The 17,594-nt window shown below is 43.2% G+C and carries 18 protein-coding genes and 1 tRNA gene; 6 read left to right on the top strand and 13 right to left on the bottom strand.

Going from position 1 to position 17,594, the window contains the following annotated elements:
• Positions 1-98: 98 nt before the first annotated feature.
• The 6 genes from ACFI6J_RS00095 to ACFI6J_RS00070 all read right to left on the bottom strand — a co-directional run bounded on the left by ACFI6J_RS00095 (position 99) and on the right by ACFI6J_RS00070 (position 4,460).
• Positions 99-611: a PAS domain-containing protein gene (locus ACFI6J_RS00095; RefSeq protein WP_014948470.1), complete on the bottom strand. Its 513-nt coding sequence runs from the start codon at positions 609-611 to the stop codon at positions 99-101.
• On the bottom strand, positions 611-1,606 hold the full coding sequence (locus tag ACFI6J_RS00090; RefSeq protein WP_014975809.1) for a response regulator: 996 nt from the start codon (positions 1,604-1,606) through the stop codon (positions 611-613). The genes ACFI6J_RS00095 and ACFI6J_RS00090 overlap by 1 nt, the downstream gene beginning before the upstream one ends.
• Before the next feature lie 366 nt (positions 1,607-1,972).
• Positions 1,973-2,683 (bottom strand): LrgB family protein, encoded by a 711-nt coding sequence (locus tag ACFI6J_RS00085; protein WP_014978487.1) that lies wholly within the window; start codon positions 2,681-2,683, stop codon positions 1,973-1,975.
• A complete protein-coding gene (locus tag ACFI6J_RS00080; RefSeq protein ID WP_239220363.1) occupies positions 2,680-3,081 on the bottom strand; it encodes a CidA/LrgA family protein in 402 nt (133 codons plus the stop codon). The genes ACFI6J_RS00085 and ACFI6J_RS00080 overlap by 4 nt, the downstream gene beginning before the upstream one ends.
• Before the next feature lie 138 nt (positions 3,082-3,219).
• Positions 3,220-3,981: a LytR/AlgR family response regulator transcription factor gene (locus tag ACFI6J_RS00075; RefSeq protein ID WP_061484920.1), complete on the bottom strand. Its 762-nt coding sequence runs from the start codon at positions 3,979-3,981 to the stop codon at positions 3,220-3,222.
• Between the two features lie 152 nt (positions 3,982-4,133).
• Positions 4,134-4,460 (bottom strand): DUF3718 domain-containing protein, encoded by a 327-nt coding sequence (locus ACFI6J_RS00070; protein WP_014948465.1) that lies wholly within the window; start codon positions 4,458-4,460, stop codon positions 4,134-4,136.
• Between the two features lie 312 nt (positions 4,461-4,772).
• On the opposite strand from ACFI6J_RS00070, the gene ACFI6J_RS00065 reads away from it, so the two are divergent.
• On the top strand, positions 4,773-5,432 hold the full coding sequence (locus ACFI6J_RS00065) for a hypothetical protein (RefSeq protein ID WP_462585560.1): 660 nt from the start codon (positions 4,773-4,775) through the stop codon (positions 5,430-5,432).
• Positions 5,433-5,480: 48 nt separating this feature from the next.
• On the opposite strand, the gene ACFI6J_RS00060 is transcribed toward ACFI6J_RS00065, so the two are convergent.
• The 3 genes from ACFI6J_RS00060 to ACFI6J_RS00050 all read right to left on the bottom strand — a co-directional run bounded on the left by ACFI6J_RS00060 (position 5,481) and on the right by ACFI6J_RS00050 (position 7,895).
• Positions 5,481-5,810 carry a hypothetical protein gene (locus ACFI6J_RS00060; protein WP_014948463.1) on the bottom strand — a complete coding sequence of 110 codons (330 nt, stop codon included), beginning with the start codon at positions 5,808-5,810 and terminating at the stop codon, positions 5,481-5,483.
• 154 nt (positions 5,811-5,964) lie between these two features.
• Complete coding sequence (locus tag ACFI6J_RS00055) at positions 5,965-7,014, bottom strand: MbnH family di-heme enzyme (protein WP_462585586.1); 1,050 nt, start codon at positions 7,012-7,014, stop codon at positions 5,965-5,967.
• Between the two features lie 71 nt (positions 7,015-7,085).
• Positions 7,086-7,895 carry an MbnP family copper-binding protein gene (locus ACFI6J_RS00050; protein ID WP_458733530.1) on the bottom strand — a complete coding sequence of 270 codons (810 nt, stop codon included), beginning with the start codon at positions 7,893-7,895 and terminating at the stop codon, positions 7,086-7,088.
• A gap of 83 nt (positions 7,896-7,978) precedes the next feature.
• On the opposite strand from ACFI6J_RS00050, the gene ACFI6J_RS00045 reads away from it, so the two are divergent.
• Both ACFI6J_RS00045 and ACFI6J_RS00040 read left to right on the top strand, forming a co-directional pair.
• Positions 7,979-10,732 carry a choice-of-anchor B family protein gene (locus ACFI6J_RS00045; RefSeq protein ID WP_462585558.1) on the top strand — a complete coding sequence of 918 codons (2,754 nt, stop codon included), beginning with the start codon at positions 7,979-7,981 and terminating at the stop codon, positions 10,730-10,732.
• A 126-nt stretch (positions 10,733-10,858) separates the two neighbouring features.
• Positions 10,859-10,935, top strand: a tRNA-Ile gene (locus ACFI6J_RS00040).
• Between the two features lie 176 nt (positions 10,936-11,111).
• Here the strand turns inward: ACFI6J_RS00040 and ACFI6J_RS00035 are convergent.
• Together ACFI6J_RS00035 and ACFI6J_RS00030 are read right to left on the bottom strand one after the other, a co-directional pair.
• Entirely contained in the window at positions 11,112-11,399 is a 288-nt protein-coding gene (locus ACFI6J_RS00035) for a type II toxin-antitoxin system RelE/ParE family toxin (protein WP_061484854.1), read from the bottom strand.
• Positions 11,386-11,643 carry a ribbon-helix-helix domain-containing protein gene (locus tag ACFI6J_RS00030; protein ID WP_061484850.1) on the bottom strand — a complete coding sequence of 86 codons (258 nt, stop codon included), beginning with the start codon at positions 11,641-11,643 and terminating at the stop codon, positions 11,386-11,388. Before ACFI6J_RS00030 ends, ACFI6J_RS00035 begins: the two co-directional genes overlap by 14 nt.
• Before the next feature lie 192 nt (positions 11,644-11,835).
• On the opposite strand from ACFI6J_RS00030, the gene ACFI6J_RS00025 reads away from it, so the two are divergent.
• The 3 genes from ACFI6J_RS00025 to ACFI6J_RS00015 all read left to right on the top strand — a co-directional run bounded on the left by ACFI6J_RS00025 (position 11,836) and on the right by ACFI6J_RS00015 (position 14,307).
• A complete protein-coding gene (locus ACFI6J_RS00025) occupies positions 11,836-12,132 on the top strand; it encodes a hypothetical protein (RefSeq protein ID WP_321825183.1) in 297 nt (98 codons plus the stop codon).
• Between the two features lie 249 nt (positions 12,133-12,381).
• On the top strand, positions 12,382-13,557 hold the full coding sequence (locus ACFI6J_RS00020) for an MFS transporter (protein WP_321825182.1): 1,176 nt from the start codon (positions 12,382-12,384) through the stop codon (positions 13,555-13,557).
• Between the two features lie 171 nt (positions 13,558-13,728).
• On the top strand, positions 13,729-14,307 hold the full coding sequence (locus ACFI6J_RS00015; protein ID WP_321825181.1) for a porin family protein: 579 nt from the start codon (positions 13,729-13,731) through the stop codon (positions 14,305-14,307).
• Between the two features lie 120 nt (positions 14,308-14,427).
• On the opposite strand, the gene ACFI6J_RS00010 is transcribed toward ACFI6J_RS00015, so the two are convergent.
• Both ACFI6J_RS00010 and ACFI6J_RS00005 read right to left on the bottom strand, forming a co-directional pair.
• Complete coding sequence (locus tag ACFI6J_RS00010) at positions 14,428-15,975, bottom strand: pectate lyase family protein (protein WP_321825180.1); 1,548 nt, start codon at positions 15,973-15,975, stop codon at positions 14,428-14,430.
• A gap of 435 nt (positions 15,976-16,410) precedes the next feature.
• Positions 16,411-17,505, bottom strand: coding sequence for a mechanosensitive ion channel family protein (locus ACFI6J_RS00005; RefSeq protein ID WP_321825179.1), 1,095 nt, complete (start codon positions 17,503-17,505; stop codon positions 16,411-16,413).
• Positions 17,506-17,594: the final 89 nt, after the last annotated feature.

Below are 17,594 nucleotides of genomic sequence, written 5' to 3'. Positions count from 1 at the left end.
GCACTCTGTGCTGCTGTTCTATGCTCAGTGCGAGTAAAAACTTGATGTAGATAGAACCGCAAGATAAACAATATACTCTCACGGGTTACACGTAGCGGTTATAAGAAGGTTTTCTTTGCTCTATCTGATTGTGAGCTTGCTTCTTGCGCTTCAGACACCGTTACTTGTAGCGCTTCTAGCTGCTTTTTACCTACCGCTACATCAGTCATGTCGTAAATCATCATACTGATAAAATCCACCTTACCCGTCGCAGAAGTAAGAGGAGAAAGTGTGATGTTTTGGTACATGAATGACTCACTACCTGTAATCGGCCGGTAGTTTGGAAACTTGAACAAATAAGGGCGTTGTTCCCATGTCATAAAGGCACGGGTTTTTAGGTCGAAAACGGGCTTAGCTTTCTTAATAAACCAGTCTTGTTTGATTGCGGGAAATAACGAAAATAACGTTTTGTCTCTTACTTCACTCGGCAAAAGCCCACTGTGACTTTCCATAAAACCGTTCCACACTTGCACTGTGAAGTTGCGGTCTAGTACGACAATGCCAACGTCTACCGTTTGTAGCATGTCCATCATCCAGTGAAATTCTTGTAACTCATCTAAATGCTGGCTCATTAAAAATCCTCCAACAAGTGGGCGAGTTTAGAATTCATCATTTTCATAGACTCTTCCGTGAACAACAAAATCAAATCACACTGAACATTGTAGCCTTCCAAGCCATAGCTAAGCTCTATCGCCAACGTTCGCTTCCACTTTATTTGATTCATGCTAATAATTTCAGTGATAGCACGATGTTGACCAAGTACGATAGGATGGCCTTGGCTGAAGTTAATGTCCATTTGATGGGCCAGTCCTGTTAAACAGGTTCCAATCAAAATACTCGCAGCATCCATAAGCAGCTCTAACTGAAGCTGATCATCAACTTCGCCTTCTACATTGAGTATTTTAGCCACGTCGTCAAAGCTTGAGTCGCTCAAAATACACAACGCCTCACCACTAACTCCTGGCCCTAAGAAGCCTTGGCATACAGCGGTAACTTGCTCATGGCTCTCAATATCAGAAAGCATCATGTGAAGTTCAGACACTTCAATTAAATTAACGTTGGGAATAGGCAGTTCAACAAACACGTTCATGGTGCGGGCTAAATGATCCCCCGCTTGCCCCATGGCTATGTTAGTGATTTCTTGGTAACAATCGCGGATTTCAGGGTCTAACGGTGAAACTTCTTCCGGCTCTTCCTCTTCAACATGAAGAATGTTGAATTTATCTAGTACCTCGGCCAGCTTCTTAGGATCCACCGGCTTTCGAATAAAGTCCAAAGCGCCAAGCGATGTTACTCTTTCGTGAGCTTCAGGCTGAATATCACCAGACACAACAATAACTTTGGTTTTAAGACCTTGTTTCTGAATTGCTTCTAATGTGCCGTACCCATCTAAAACGGGCATATTGAGGTCGAGCAATAGAAGATCGCCCTTTCCTTCAGCGAGAGCCGATAGAGCATCTTGACCATTCTTCGCAAAATGTACGGCCACTTCCCAATCTTGAGGAAGGCATTTAGCCACTTGCTTGCGCGCAACTAACGAGTCGTCACATACGAGTACAGAAAACATTAAGTTCTTTTACCACCTAGCTCTTGAAACCAGCTACCGCCGGTATTTTCTAGCAATTTCAATTGTATCGGCACAACTACTGTGAACTGAAGTAACGATTTGAGTTAACTTACACTTTGCTGTAACCCGGTTACTTTTTGTTTGAATAGATACCATGTATATAGTGATACGAAACACCTCACTAAGAAATAGCACTTTTGGGGAATATTGCCAGCACGTTTTTACTCACAAACATCAGCGCGCGTTGATTCTTTGCTACGCGTTTTTCCAGCAGCTTGTGCACCTTTTAGTCAAGGCGGGTGATTGCAGGTCTGGTCAGGCTAAATCACAACTAATAGATAGAACGCCAAGTTACGAAAAAAGCTCTCAAACAAAGAAACCAAAAATGACAGGTAGTGCCAACGCAGTAAATATACCATTTACACAAAGGCCTAGAGTCGCCATCGCCGCCACGTCTTCCCCCATTTGAATAGCTTTGGCTGTACCAATTGCGTGGGCCACCGTGCCCATAGCAATACCTTGCGCCTGACGATTTTGTACATTGAGGACCGCAAACACACCAGTAGCCACAATGGCTCCAACTACACCCGTCACAATGACAAAAACGGCAGCCAATGCGGGAATGCCGCCAACCTGCGCACTCGACTCCATAGCAAGGGGCGTGGTGATTGATTTAGCTAACATGGTAATTTGTATTGCACGCGGTGCATCAAGTGCAAACAAAGTAAGCCACGCGGTGAAAGGCGCGAGTATGCCACCAAAAGCAATACTCGCCATTAACCGCCAGCCGTAGTGCTTTAGCTTTTGCCATTGTCTGTAAATGGGTAATGCTAATGCCACAGTGATAGGCCCTAGCAACCAATGCAACAAAGAAGCCGCCTGTTGATACTCAGTAACCCCTGTTTCAGTTAAATAAAGGCCAGCTGACACAATCAGCGCGGTAACGACAATGGGATGCGCTAGCGGGTGACCTTTGCATTTTTTGTTCACCCAAAGAGCAATAATGTAGCCAATTATTGAAACGCTAAGCCACAATAACCCCGTTAAGCTAAATGCTTGATGTAGAGCCTCCTTCATTCTTGCTTTCCACCCTTGCTTGCCACATCTGAGCCGCTGCCGCTTTTGCTATTAAACAATTGCTGTGAAAACCAAGCGGTTATCCCTAAACTTATCGAGGTCGTTACAATAATCGCGATAGCAATGGCAAGTGCATTGGACTGAATGTCAGCCCAATAAATAGATACGCCAAGTACGGCTGGAATAAACAGTAAGGACATATGCTTCAAGGGAAAAGTAACAAAGCGCGCCGTGTGAACCTCAAGCTGAGGAAAAAGAAAAAGCATCGCGAGTAAAAGGAATAAGCCCATTAATGGCCCTGGTATAGGAAGGGTACTCACACTAACGACAACTAGCCCAAGATAATAAGCAGCAAACACTAAAACTGCGCCCACTATCATGTTTCTTACATCTCGCACTATCGCTCCTTATTAGGCCTTGCAGGTCCTAGTACTTATTCCCAAAATTCAGTAAGTAAGTGTAACGATAAGCGAGTTAGACCACCAGCAGTACCATGGTCGTATAGTAGAATGTTGCACTGAAATGCGCTTTGACGTTCAGTCTGTCAGCCAAAACTGGTAGTAATACTTGTGAGTAATCTTGAACGCTTCGCCACCTTGCATGACAACTCGCTGCTGATTGAGTTTTTGCTCCAGGTGCGCGATATGTTTTGCGTTGACCGCCACAGAGCGGTTACAGCGTTTAAAATTCTGCTCTCCCAAACGCTTAAGTAATTCACACAAGGTTGTGCGGACAACGTAGCTTTCTGATAGCGTTTGAACACACATGTAGTCACCTGCAGCTTCAATCCATTTAATCTCTGCTGGATTTAAACAACACCACCCGTTTTCAGCGCGTATCCCTACAACATTTGGCTGAACACTTTTGTTCAATTGCTGGCGCAATGTAGCTAAAAGCGCAGGTTCAGACACCCCATATTGTTCACAAAGTCCCTTTACCAGCATATTGAATTGAAAGTCCCGTTCATAAAAATGGTACTTGGTTTTGACATGCTCAATAGCGTTTAATACTTGGGATTCTTCAAGTGGTGATTTAACAAATCCTGACGCGTTGTGAGAAAAGGCTAACAGCGCTTCTTCGTCTTTATTTCCTACTGCAAGCCAATACCTTGATGCAAGGTTTCGACTTGACTGTGAGACTGAATAGAAACCGATGGACTGAGGATATTTCTCTGCTAACGCAAGACAATGGCCTACAGATTGCGCGCCATAAACGTGACTGAATACGTCTAGCTTTTCTAGCATTTCGCAAAGTGAGTTTTGCATAGAAACAGAGTGTAAAAAAACCAGTGCGATCATCTGCGATCCCTTGCAAGTGCAAGCAGTAATAGCTGTCAGTGTTATCTATCCCAGTCTTAATAAGTGATGGGATGTAGACAGCGAAAAGTAAAAATAAGCGAAAAAGGGGCTATAAGCTGCATAGCCCAATCGCCAGGGTAGAAAACTCTTCATTAGCGTTTTGCTGTTAGTACACTAGGGCTAGCATTAATGCGACGAGCAATCAGTTGTGCGTTTTTAGATGCATTATGAGTAAGTGCAAAAGTAAGCATGTCTTGCCCGTTGCACACTAATCCTTCATGGATATATCGCATTTTAAAACCCGTCGCTTTCACGGCGCGATGCAATCGCAAACGGCTATCGCTTTTTACCGCTTCACACACTGCAATTAAGTTTTTTTCTACATGCTTGGGATACGGGGCGGCATTCGCTACTGTTGCAGTAAGCGACAAGGTTATTCCTAGTAAAGCAAGTTGGGTAACACGGCGTGACATAAACATAACAAGTTCCTCTGATAATATTCGGCAACGCGGTGACTACCTCTTTTGTCCCCGCACCATTAAATTAGTGAAACTTTGTAAAATTCACGCTATAAAAACGTTGAAGCACCGCTATTTGAGTCGTTGCGACAAGTACACAAAAGCTAAGGTTTAATAATCGGTCTAAACTGTTATTAGTCGTACTTAACACACACTTTGCAACATTCTTATAAATGCATACATTGCAAAGTGGAAAATCATAAGCAAATACTCTTGCCCGCCTAGCGGTGCAGACAATAATCTAATTTCTTAACACGTATTCAAGGAAGAGCCATGTTAGAGCAGCAACAGTACCACCTTATTAGAGAGCATATGCAGCCTGGTGACATCATCGCATTTGGTGGCAATAGCCTATTTTCTCGTTGGACCAAACTCACTACACGCTCTGCGGTAACGCATGTGGCAATAGTTATGCAAACGAAGATGCGCGATGAAGATTCTAATCGATATTTTAATCAAGTCATGGAAGCTACATCGTATAAAGGAAAGCGAGGGGTAATGACCAATAGACTAAGCGAGCGTGTAGCATCTTATGACGGTGATATTTGGTGGCTGCCCTTGTCTAGCGCGTCAAGAAGTATCTTTGAGCAAAATAAGCGAGACTTCTTTAACTTCATGTTTGAACAAGACGGGAAACCTTACGACGTGCTACAGCTATTCGGCTCAGCAGTGGACGCGATTGATGAACATCCCCTGTTCGGCAGCATAAGCTACAATCAAGAAGACTTTAATAGCTGGTTCTGTTCAGAGTTAATTGCTGAGGGGTTGGAGACTGCAGGTGTTGTAAGTGGCGTAAATGCATCGGAAGTCACGCCAGTGGACATCTGCCAGTTTAACATTTTCAAAAAGCGTTACGTACAGCTTAAAGGAAAAGGAAGGGTAATTGGAGGGTTCAATTCACTCAAGGCAGATAACTGGGGCCAGATTGCCTAACCCCATTAATTAAAAACACATCTACCCCAATATGGGGTAAGGTGAGTTTTAGAAAATACTGTCTTGGTGAATCTTAATAAACATGCTCGTCCCAATTTTAGAGTAATCGATTTTATACTCTTTCCCATTTAGGGTTTGTACGAACAATAATGTTTTTTCGTCGCCAAACACATCGCTAGTAGTTACATCTACTAGTTCCATGTCCATCATCTTGGCATCGCGCTTGTTTTCAGGCACTTTGCCTTCGTACTGCTTAATACCTTTATAAGTAACAAGAATTGGCGGATGTTCATCACCATTGATCACCAATAGATCTAATTTTCTTATTTTATGAATGATGGTATTTCGACCACTTGTAATGAAGGGTTTTTCAGTCATTCTCATCTCCGCGACCGCTCACCTGCTTTATAGTTATTAACAAAGAATGTAAGTGATTGAGTTTATCACGATGTTAACAATCAGCACATAAGCATTTGGTTGATATATGTGTGCAAAGTATAAACATAAATTACACAAAATGAGCAATAAATCGCTAATTTTTGCGTGTAGTGTGTGTTTTTACAAATTGCTCGTCGGTTAAACTGCGCAAAAATGCAACCAACGCCGCCTTTTCATCTTCAGAAATCGCAAAGCCTTTTATGAACGGACTGCGGTAAGGGTTAGGGCTTTCAGCCAGATTTCCCCCACGAGCATAAAACTCAATGACTTCATCAAGGGTGGCAATGCTGCCATCATGCATGTAAGGCGCAGTAAGGGCAATATTGCGCAAAGTAGGTGCTCTAAACTTCCCCATGTCTTGTTTATTGTGGGTAACGCTGTAAAGTCCCATGTCCGATTCCGGATAACTGCCCTTACCATCTTCGTTATACAGGCCAGTGTTGTGGAAAGGCTGAGCCGCAAAAGGTTGAAAACTATGCTTCGACGATTGAGTGAAGTTCAGACCTCCGTGGCAGTGAAAGCACTCAGTGCGTTCTGAAAAAAACAGATTCAAACCTTCAAGCTGCTGGGCGGTTAGTGCATCGTCATCTTGAGCGTAAGCATAGTTATCAAAAGCACTATTAAACGACACTAAGCTTCTTACGTAGCTAGCGAGCGCCTTTACGATATTATTTAAATTGGGTGTGTCATCACCATAAGCCGCTTCAAACAGCGCTCGATATTCGCTGCCCTCAAAGCGCTTTAATATACGCTTTTCATTTCCCGTTACGCCCATTTCCACCGGATGTTCGTTGAAAAGCGGGATCATCAGCTGTTTTTCTATACTTTCTAAGTTGTTATGCGCCCAAGTGAAGGATGCATTGTAAGCCACGTTTACTAGCGCTAATGCGTTACGGTTTAGCGCGTCTCCATTCGCGCCTACTGAAACCGTCTTAGGTTCAGAGAAAGCATGCTCTGGTTCATGGCAGCTGCTGCATGAAACCGTGTTGTTAGCACTTAAGCCCTTATCAAAGAAAAGCTTCTCTCCCAAAATTACGCTTTCTTCGGTCACAGGATTGTCTGCGGGAACGGGAGGCGGTGGAATATTGTGAGGCAAATTCCAAGTGTAAGGCGTGGGCGATTTACTGCACGCTCCTAAAATCATTACAACAAGAGCGATAATTGCCGCCTTGAAAGCGAGCAGAGCTCGCCTTCTAGTGCAAATTAAAAGTGCCGCTACTGCCACTTAATCCAAGGCCTGTGCACTAAATTCTGAATAAGCTTTTTACAGGGCTCAGTTTCAGGAGACTCGAACATACAACTTGGCGCTTCGTTTATATCAACTTGCGCGACAATGTTAGACACTGATACTTCCAAATCTAAATCAGTGTCGAGCTGGGTCATCGGCAGAATAAACTCCACCCGGTTTGTGAAAGCACACGATTTTTCAGGTGGCCTGACTGCTGATTCAGAATCGCACCCCACGCTACCTAAATGATAAGACCATTTGCGTGTTTCCTCTGAGCCTTTAGACACATCCAGTCGCAAAAACTTATGACCGTTTTGCCAGCTCCAAAACATTGTACTGTCATTCAGTGGCGAAGGCTGTGTAAGCGGGTTAGCGTGATTATCGTCGAAGGGAAGACCCATAGTGAAGCGCAAGTTTGTGGACAGCTTTAAAAGCTCTTCCGATACATCTAATACAATTTTGCTATTGGCATCATCAGGGTTGTTGCACTTATTGTGAAACTTTAGCAATGCTATATTCGGCGTCTGCCATTGGGTTTGTTTAAACTTAACTCGCTGCCACTTACCATCAATGCGCACTTCTGGCTTGCTAAGGTAAAAACCGAAGTAGTCTATATTCCATCGCTGTTGTCCAATACTCATGATCATTGGACATGCCCCCGTATCGACTCCCACCAACTTAAACGGAATTTCACCAGGCTCTCTTCCTTTGAGGTCAATGACATCACAGCCGGTTAACGACACTAGCGCCGCAAAGAGTAACGAAGGCATGACACTCATGCGAAAAAGCATTTTCATTTACGTATGTACTTCCTTTGGATATCTGGTAGTTTTTTATACAAACTACCTTTTTCTAATTACACACTTGCGCGGACGACAAGATGAATGCATTCCCATTAACGCTAATAGTGCTGCTTTTAGCATTTGTGAGTCAAGGTGCACAAGCACACACAGACCATGACAAAGCGCGTTTTGTTGCCGAAGACGGCGTGGACGCGGGCAAGTGTGACAACCGTTTCAGGCCCTGTAAAACGTTGAGCTATGCCGCGCGACAGGCCAATAAAGGCGACAAAATTCTCGTTGCTGAAGGCCAATATTATTTCGACAACGCTCAGCATGCACAAGTTCTAAACGACAGTCTTTTACCCGTATTAGGAGGCTTTTCTCGTGAAGATCATTACCAGGCACAGAAGCCTGCCTTGCACAAAACTACACTAGTTAATGTGCCTATCTATTTATCAGAAGCCCTTTATGAAAAAGGGTTCGACAGTATAACTGACGGAAAAGCCGCGTCTTCCCTTCAAACACAGGCATCATCGCACATGGTTCTTAGTTCCGAAGTCAGTGCAAATGAAGCTTGCACAGATGGAACGGCTGCCGACTTCCCATGCAGCAATATCGATCTACTCTCTAACGTACCTGTTAACGTATTGTCGTCGGTATCAAATAGTACCAACGATATTTGGGGGCACGTCGATTTAAACAACCGTAGAGAATATGCCATTGTTGGCATGCAGGCCAGCATTGCCGTTGTAGATGTAACCGAGCCAACAGCGCCGGTAGTAGTGGGTGAAATTACCGGTCAAAGTACGACATGGCGCGACATTAAGGTCTATCAGTATTTCGATAGCGCTGCGGGGCGTTTTAAAGCGTATGCCTATGCCAGTGCCGATAGCGTAACAGAAGGTTTTACCATCATTGACCTTAACGACCTCCCTAATGGTATTAGCTTAACGAAGCGGATTAACGACGATAACCGTGCACACAATATCTACATCTCTAACGTAGATTACACGCTAAACACACCGTTAAATGACGCTGCGCCTCAGTTGCATTTGGTTGGCCAGGATAGTAACGGCGGAGCCTTTCGTTCATATACGCTAACCTCACCTCAAACACCAACCGCGTCTTACATACCTAGCGGTCTCACACGTGCCGACTATACGCATGATGCGTCATCTATGCGCGTTACCGACGCAAGAGCGCAAACTGACTGTGTGAATGCTACGGCTGATGGATGTACGGTTATGCTTGACTTCAATGAAGATGCAATGCGCCTTTGGGATCACACGAACACAAATAGTACCTCTGAACTAAGTAGTATTAGTTATAACGAGGTTGCCTACACCCATAGCGGTTGGTTTAGTGAAGACAAGCAGTACGCCTTTGTACACGATGAGTTGGACGAGCGAAACTTCAGCTTAAATACCCGGGTTATGATTTTTGATATTTCATCACTCACAACACCTGTGCTTGCCAGCATTTGGACCAGTGACAACGGCACTATCGATCACAATGGCTACGTAAGAGGTAACCGCTACTATATGTCTAACTATGAGCGTGGCTTAACGGTACTAGACATTTCAGATCCTACCGCGCCTGTAGAAGCAGGCTTTTTCGACACCTACCCTGCTTTTAACAGCACCAACTTTAATGGTGCGTGGGGCGTATACCCGTTTCTACCTAGCGGTAATATTTTGGTTAGTGATATTCAGCGCGGTTTGTTTGTATTAAAAGACAATACGTTAAGCGCAACAACAGTTGCGGGCTTCTCTCAGGCTAATTATGAAACGGATGCTGATACAACCTTAAGCCTTCCTGTTAATAAGACAGGTACCGGGGCTATGACAGTTGCGTATGAAGTAATAGCGGGTTCAGCCACCAGCAGTGATGTAATGTTAGCGCCTGGAGAACTCAGTTGGGGTGCATCTGAAACACAGGCTAAAAACATCACGTTAAGCATCAGCGCTAATGAAAATACTGAAAGCAATGAAGTATTTTTCGTAAGGTTATTTAACCCACAAGGAGGAGGCATCACCTCTGGTAGCGGTTATACTCGAGTCACCATTAACGGTACTGCACAGCAAGGAAAAATTGAATTAAGCACTGGCGAACGCGCTGTTTTAGAGACTGACTCTGAACTTGCGTTAAACATTGTTCGCCAAGGCGGAAGTGAAGGCGAAGTAAGTGTGAATTATTCACTGGAAAGCGGTACAGCAGTGAGCGATGAAGACTTTGTCAGCCAAAGCGGCACGCTAACTTGGAGCGACGGCGAAACTAATTCGAAGACCGTCAATATTGCTCTTATTAACGATAGTACCGAAGAAGACAACGAACAATTTCGTTTAGTGCTTGCTGCACAAGACACCAATCTTCTAGGTGGTGTGGTAGAAACGCTGATTACGATAAAAGACGATGAGAGCAATCAAGCCCCTGTGGTAAACGCAGGAACAGATGTTGAAACCGATGTAAGAGCCAGCGTTGAGTTAATGGGAAGCGCCCAAGACCCAGAAGGCGCGTTAACAAGCGTAGAATGGACGCAAACCGCCGGCGACACGGTTACCATCAGAAATGCAGATACATTAACCATGTCTTTTACCGCCCCATCATCTCAAAGCAATTTAACCTTTTCGTTAACTGCAACAGATGAGTTTGGAGTTAGCACCAGCGACACCGTTACTGTTACCGTAAACGAAAGTGTAGTGAGCCTGCCAACGGATACTAATTCAAATAGCTCTGGTGGAGGCGGTTCTACGACTCTGTTTAGCATGTTAGGCTTGGCATTAGCTCTTGGGTGGCGACGTGTAAAATTGCCAAACAAGGCACATAAACTACAGCTTAGTGAACAAAAATAAAGCAAACAAATCACAAAGCCACCAGCGAGGCGTGACAAGGCAAATAAAACTGCTTATACTTGCGCTCGCTCGTGGTTGTTATGCATAGCAAATTGCAATAAAAAACTGCACAGCACATCTCAAAATGGCCCCATAGCTCAGTTGGTTAGAGCATCCGACTCATAATCGGCAGGTCCCCTGTTCAAGTCAGGGTGGGGCCACCATTTTTCCTAGCTTCAAGCGATAGTAACTACCAAAGCCACTTGTAGAAACTTTAATAATGTAAAATTTGTCGTAAGAATGACTCTTTTTCATCAGCGAGCAACCGAAGCTGGTTATCAATTTTTAATAGCCCATCTGATAACAAACTATTGTTCATTTTTATCTCATTGAAAACTCATTACAGGTTGAGTTGAGCATCTTGCCTTCCTAGCACCCGCATTATTTCAATATAATCACCATGAATGCGATAGTAGATACCATCAACTCCACAAACTGCTCGACGATAGCCTAGTCTGATATCATCAACAGCAGGTGCAATGTAAGGCTGATTTGCTAACTGCTCAAAGCGTTCTAAAAATCTATAATAATATGCGTCAGCTTGCGCTTCGCCAAATTCATCAAGACCACGAAACCAAATACGCTTTAAATCAGACTCAGCCGCTGCACTGAGTTTATAGTTTCCCATTATTTCGTGCTTCTTCTTTAAAGCTAGCTAGCATTTCACTCGGTGACCTTTCAACAAAACCGCTTTGCTCTGCTTCAATTAACTTCAAACGAATAGCTTCAATCTCGGCTGCTCGTACTTGCTCTTTCCTGATCAAATCTCGCAATAATTCACTGTCACTAGCATAATTACCAGTTGCTAGTTGAGCTTGCATCCATTGTTCTTGTTGATCAGTTACTGTGATACTTTTCTTTACCATTGCCATAATTTACCTCCGATAGATGAAATTTAATAAGGATAAAATCCCACTTTATACTACTACAGTAAAGTTTAGCTCAGAACTGATAAGAATCAATTCGAGTTTCACCATACAATCCTTATTTGGTAACTAAAGCAGCAATTTGGTGGCCAGATAAAAATAGATCTACTGTTAAAGGACAACGATGGGGGCACTCGCATGTACCACGCCAACATTCAGGCTGTAGAAAATCATGTTAAGCATAAATTTACTCGCGAGACGCTTACTACCCTGATACAATCAATCCGCTCATTAATCGGGCAACCAAATGGGAGAATGATGATGTTTGCCAGATTTAAAAACGGCCAGACAACCAAATACAACTCCAGCCTGTCTGAGTTCGTCCGCAACGCCGACTCGTCTAAAAAGAAAAAGGTATACAGCCGTGTTATTGATAGAGCTGTAGAATCTCAGAATTCAGTAGTGAAGCAGGCTGAGCTACTACAAACTCGCTGATATTCGAGGGAGTCAGAAACTCTCTCTATTGTTTTATCTCTTTTATGCTATTAAAGCTGCCCTCTGTTCAAGTCAGGGTGGGGCCACCATTTTTTCTAGAATTATTAATCACCACTCGCTTATATCATCACGTTATCAGTTTTCTCAAACTTAAAAAAAGCGTCTTTATTAAAACTGTAACACCAAATCTGTAGCCTAACTGCACTGTCTCTTTACCCATTGTTTGGTTCCCCGTAGATGAAGCACACCATGTCACGCCATACGTTTTATTCGCTGACGGTAACCTTCACCATTTTGTCTATTCTTGGCCAACTCTCTACCAGCATTTATAGCCCCTTCTTTTTTGATTTGGCTGCTATATACGACAGCTATGTGGGAATAATTGAAAAAAGCGTGGCCGTGTTTCTAATCTCGTTCTCACTTTCTCAGTTAGTGTCTGGTGTCGCCTGCGACTACCTAAATAAACAAAAGTTTCTACTGTACGGAGTCTTGGTATTCATCGCCGGTACGCTTATGGTGGCACTTGCCACCGAAGAAAATACCTTTCTTGTAGGAAGAGTCATTCAAGGCTTAGGCGGTGGGGTTGGCGTTTCAGTATCGCGCGGACTGTCGCGTCAGATATTTAGCGAAAAGCAGCTGAATGTTTCACTTTCATTTATCAACATTGCATTCGCTATCGCGCCAGCAATAGCGCCACTAGTAGGTACACTAATAGGCGAGTCCTTCGGAGTTTCATCTATCTTTTATTTTGTACTAGTAATGGGAGTATTCGCCTTACTTTTACTGCTTTCGGTTTCCACCACCCTCAAACAGTATACGCCGACAATCTCAGAGAACGTCTTTAGAGATACTTTAGCGCTTATTAAAAGCACAATGATGAAAATCGTCTCAGTGGGTATGGCCAGCGGACTACTTTATGGCATTGTGTTTAGCTTCATTACCACCTCGCCGTCAATGATAATGCAGCAATTCGGACTCACGAAAACTATGTTCTCGATATATTCGCTTCTAGCTACGCTGTCTTTTGTGATGGGAAGCATAATCAATATTCGACTAGCCTCTGTTTCACCATTGTTTAAATTCAAGTATTCAAGCTTGTTTATCGCTGTGCTTTCAGTGCTTTTTTGGTTACTTATTTCCCCCTTCGCAATAAAAGGGTTAGTGGGTATTTTGACTTATTCCTATATCACCTTCTTTTTTATTGGCATCGCAATGCCCTGCAGCGTAACTATCATGCTTGGCTACTCTGATAAATCCGCAGGTTTTTTAGCGGCACTAACCGGCTTTTTTCACCTAACAGGGGCAGCAATAGGCGCTTACGCGGTGACCTTAATTACCCTAGAACCTATCATTTCTTTTTGTTTGTCCTCTTGCGGCTTAAGCGTTGCAAGTATCCTCATCTGTACAACACTGAAGAGGAATTAACTAAGCTCTTGTACGGCAATGCCGTTGTATTGATAATAACGTACACCACTTAAGGTGTTGAATAGTGAAAATCGAGTCGTGTTGCCCATTTGATTTCTAAAATCCATCCCCATAATGATGAGGCTCCCGAAGTGGTTGGGAGTAATTATTGTTAAAAGGATATTAGAAACAATGAAACGTACTATTCTCGCCAGTATCTTTGGCGCGCTTTCTTTAAATGCTTTCGCAGCTTCGCCTTCATATGACTTCGTTAAAGTTGGATACGTACAAGCAGATATTGAAGACGCAGGCGACTTCGAGCCAACCGGTTTTCAAATTCAAGGCTTCAAATCACTTAACGAAAATGTATACCTGACAGGTCGTTATGGTCAGTTGAGTGAAGACGAATATGGTGTTGACGGTGAACTTGACTATATCTCTGCAGGGGTTGGTTACCGCTATGGTTTAACTACAACAACTGACTTTTTTGGTGAGTTGACGTATGAGTATGTGGATATTGACCTAGATTCAAGCTTCGCTTCTGCTGAAGCTGACGACAATGGCTATGGCATTACTGCCGGTATTCGTTCAATGCTGTCAGAGCAATTTGAGCTTCGCGGTGCTATCCGCTATATCGACATTGAAGACGACGAAACAGCTTTTGAAATTGGCGCAGACTATTTCTTTACACCACAATTCTCTTTCGGCGCAACTTACGTTATAGCTGATGATATTGACCTACTAGGCGTATCTGCACGTTACACCTTCTAACACCGTTTATGGGTTAACGTACTCGCAACAAAGCCACGTTACACAACGTGGCTTTTTTATTGAGTTAAATAAACTCTTACCGAGAGTCACCTAAAAAGGTTTAGAACAAGCGCAACCGACTTAATCTAAATACACCTCAAACTCTGCAATTTGTGGTCGCTGTGTCGCAGAATCGATGACAAAGTTGATTTTATCCAAATTGGTATTTGAAAACGAAATCGTACTTGGAATTGAGTTTCCTGATGCCAATACGCTGCCTGTGTCATTGTTCACAAGTTGCCATGAAGTTACCGCACCTTTAGTAGAAGAAGTCTCAATTACCCGTACAGTATTTACTGTCGTATTCAAGCGTTTAATGCTAATTCTTCCCGTCGTTCCGCTCGGAGACCAGTAAGTAGATACATCCCCATCCCTAACGTTCCCGTAGCTTGTTCCACTGTACTTTGAGCTACCGTCAGATTGTGCATTTAACGCTAAGTTGGTGCCGCTTGGCGGATTACCACCTGAGTTATCATCGCCGCCACCATTATCACCTCCCCCTGTGTCGCCACCTCCTGTATCACCACCTCCGGTATCGCCACCGCCACCAGTTGAACCGCAGCTACCGTCTGATACTGCAAGATTTTTGTTGGCACCAGCGGTGTTCTCAAGAATATCTCGTATACAAGATGCCCCATCTAGCGAGTAACTATAGGGAATAGATATTGATGCTGTTGATTGAACGTTTGGCCCTGCAGGTTCATAGTCACTGTCTGAGTCGCTCCACGTTACGCCACTTCCGAAAGTGTTTCCCGCAACCTGCCAATAACCGTCAGTTGTTGTATAAAACGTACCCAGTGGATCTTTACTATTTTCGAAATAGTTGTTTTCTACTTTGACTTCGGCTCCTGCGCGGGAATTAATCCCTGAAGAGCGAACGCCGTCATAGTAGTTATTGTAAATGTGAGCTGTTGCCCCCCTTACAAGGGGAACGCGCGAGTTCAAATTGTCAAAGATATTGTGGTGATAGGTGATCGGACCGTTATTGACTTGTGATTCGCTTGAACCTACCAAACCACCTCGATCTGAGTTACGTAAAATGCTGTAAGATAAGGTGATGTATTTCGAGTTATCCTTTACATCGAACAAGCCGTCATAACCATCACTTTCACCACCACTAGCTTCTAAGGTTACATGGTCAACCCATACGTTGTGAACGTCTTTTTCTATCCCTATCGCGTCTCCGCCATTTGACGTGGGTGAGCCCGATTTTTTGACATTTTTAACATGAACGTTTCTTATAATGATGTTTTGGGAATTCCTTATGTGTATACCCAGCTGGTCAAATGTAGCGCCACTGCCTACACCAATAAGTGTCACATTCGCGATGTCTTTTAACTCAATTTTGTCTTCTGCGGTATTACAGCTGTCTCCAGACACTTTTTCAGTATTACCATGATTGATTGTACCCGAGACTTGAATAATGATTGGCGTTTCTGAGGTGTTTCTATTACACAATGCTTCGTGAATTTGTTTACCCGTAGAAGCTTGTACTACTTGTCCACCTTGACCGCCTGTCGTGCCTCCGTTCTGTGTGTGAAAACCTGAAGCAACTGCAGACGTAGAGACGGCAAAGGCAATTGATGACGCAATTATCGTCGATTGAAATATAAGTAAGTTCTTTTTCATTTTTTGTCCTTAGATTAATAATTAGAAGGGCGTACTGCTTCAATTACTCAACAAGACAACATCAATTAGTTCTTCTTTTTACGCGAACTAACGGAACTCAATTACCGCCCGCTTGCCACCGGTAGCAAAAAGATAGTAGCAGGCAAAAGGAAATAATTAACAATTGCATTAATAACAAATTATTAATAAATATAACAAAAAATATACAAAAAGCGGTATAACCTTGAAAAGCTTAAAGTTAATTTTTTTATAGGAAAGAGAAATACAACCTAAATTGCCACCGGTATCTTTTAAGGAGTCAAAAATCACTCGGTGAAAATAAACGGTGTATAGAAAAGAGAGCGATACGGATAAACGCATGTTGACTATTTTTGGCGAAAACTCCCCGTAAGAAGTCTGAGACATCATTTGCTCAAGTCATATTTAGCGAGATTTTTAAGCTTTGGGCGTTAAATTCTCTGTGGATTGAGCTGCACCTTCCTGCTCTAGGTTAAGCGCAGTAATTGGAAATGGAATGACAATCCCTTCTTCATCAAAACGCTTTTTAAGCATTTTTATAAAGGCGCTCTTTATGAAGAAGCGGTTAAAGTATTCACGGGTTCTCAGCATCACTGTTAAGTTGATACTAGAATTGTCGAAAGTGTGAAACAGAACAAAAGGTTGATAAGTTTCAACACCAAACTCGTGCTGCTCTAGAATTGTATTGGCAACCTCTAAACATACGTTTTCAACATGCTCTAAATCAGAGCTATAATGCACGCCAACTTCAACAGGCACCGACAGTTCGCGTTCAGGGTAGTAGTAGTTAATCAACTTTGAATTAGACAACTTACTGTTAGGCATGATCACGATGTTGTTAGGTAGCATTCTAACCCACGTGGAGCGCCATCCTATTTTCTCTACAAAACCTTGTTCTCCGGAATCCAGCTCGATGAAGTCGCCTATACGAATGGGCTTATCCATTACCAACTGAATACCCGAGAAGAAGTTTTCAAGCGTTGGCTGTAGCGCTAGTGCTACTGCGAGCGAAGTAATGCCTAACGATGCAACAACGGGTGTTACAGACACCCCCATGGTGCTTAATATAATCAAAATTGCTAATACAGCGAATAGCGCTCTAACTGCTCCACCGGCAATTGCGCTGGTATTTTTAACTATGGTTGACTGGTCGCGATAACGACTTAACGAGTAAGTGACAAAACGCTCGAAGAAGAGAAATAGAGTAATGATGAGGCCAGCTTCGATAACAATGGTTAGCGCTTTAATCGCCCCTTCATCTTCTATCTGAAATACTGAAACAATACTTTTAACCAACAGCAGGAAAATCACCCAGATAAGCAAATTAAGTGGAGCATTTAATGACAATACAAGCACGCGATAAATATCAGACATACTGCTGTTTTCTGAGCGCGCTTTAGCTTTCAAACGCACCAAAATAAGTCGTTTAACAATGAAGAGCACAATAACAACGCCTACTAATCCGGCTATTGCTATTGCCTGCTGGTTTTCAAGAAGTTGAGTGCTGTCCACGGCTGACGGGGCTCCTGCATATATGAGTAGGCACTTTTTATTTTTAGCTACACCTTAGTACGTGAAAGAAGAGGCAAAAGGTGCACCAG

The sequence above is a fragment of the Alteromonas sp. G4i13 genome (assembly GCF_054960505.1).
The sequence above is the reverse complement of the archived record's forward strand: the minus strand, read 5'-3'. Positions and strand labels throughout refer to the sequence as shown.